The organism is Caloramator proteoclasticus DSM 10124, assembly GCF_900129265.1.
In the GTDB taxonomy this organism is placed as follows: Bacteria; Bacillota; Clostridia; order Clostridiales; family Caloramatoraceae; genus Thermobrachium; species Thermobrachium proteoclasticum.
Genome location: NZ_FQVG01000121.1, coordinates 1 through 1,009, shown reverse-complemented (window position 1 = coordinate 1,009; position 1,009 = coordinate 1). Strand labels below are relative to the sequence as shown.

The window sequence follows — 1,009 nt, the reverse complement described above, 5'->3', positions numbered from 1 at the left end:
GAAGTATTTGATCTTCCAGATCAGATTGAACAGTTAGTTTTAGTTGAAAATATAAGGGAATATACAAGATTTAAAAAAGATAGAGTAATCACAATAAATGAAGAAACTTTAGTAGGTGATACAGCTTTAACCAAACTATTATACCTAAGGCAGCTATCATCAATTTACAATTCTAATAAACATGAAGCTTTTAAAGATTTAATATCATCAACGGAAGATAGAGTTGTGGTTTTCTATAACTTCAAAAAGGAATTTGAAATATTAAAAGGCATCTGTGAAGTATTAGAAAAACCTGTCTCATATATAAACGGTGATGGGACTGATTTAAAAAACTATGAAGTTAAAAATAACACTGTAACATTAGTCCAATATCAAGCTGGAGCAACTGGCATAAATCTTCAAAGGGCTAATAAGGTTATTTATCACAGTTTACCATTATCCAGCGAACTTTGGATGCAGTCAAAGAAAAGAATACACAGAATAGGCCAGAGTAGGACATGCTTTTACTACTATCTAATAACTAAAAACAGCATTGAAGAAAAAATATTAGATGTTTTAAAAGAAAGGCAGGATTTTACTTTGGATTTATTTGAGAGGGTGGATAAGTGAAGGAGAAAGAGTTTCAAAGAAAAGTAACAGAATACCTAAAATCACTTCCAAACACATGGTTCTTTAAAGTATGGGGAGGCGGTTATCAAAGAAGTGGCATTTCTGATTTAATCTGTTGCATTAATGGAATATTTGTGGCAATAGAACTTAAAGCAGAAAAAGGAAGTCCAACAGAACTTCAAAAGATGAACGTAAAAAATATAAATGCAGCAGGAGGCATTGGGATAATTTTATATCCGTCAGGATTTGAAACATTTAAAAAACTCATAGAGGAGGTGCTTCAGTGCAGTTTTCCTACAGTAGAGTTGAATGCTTTGAAAAGTGCAAATACCAATTCAAACTGCGATATATTGATGGAATAAGGACAATACCAATGTATGGCCCAGATAGTGCTTTAATA

Annotated in this window: 2 protein-coding genes; both read left to right on the top strand. The window is 32.0% G+C overall.

Features of this window, described 5'->3' with window-relative positions; translation table 11 throughout:
* On the top strand, positions 1–609 hold a 609-nt coding region (locus BUB63_RS13180), incomplete at its 5' end, for a helicase-related protein (protein ID WP_073250488.1).
* 283 nt (positions 610–892) lie between these two features.
* Positions 893–1,009, top strand: a 117-nt coding sequence (locus BUB63_RS14140; protein WP_143290304.1) for a PD-(D/E)XK nuclease family protein, incomplete at its 3' end; no start/stop codon positions are given.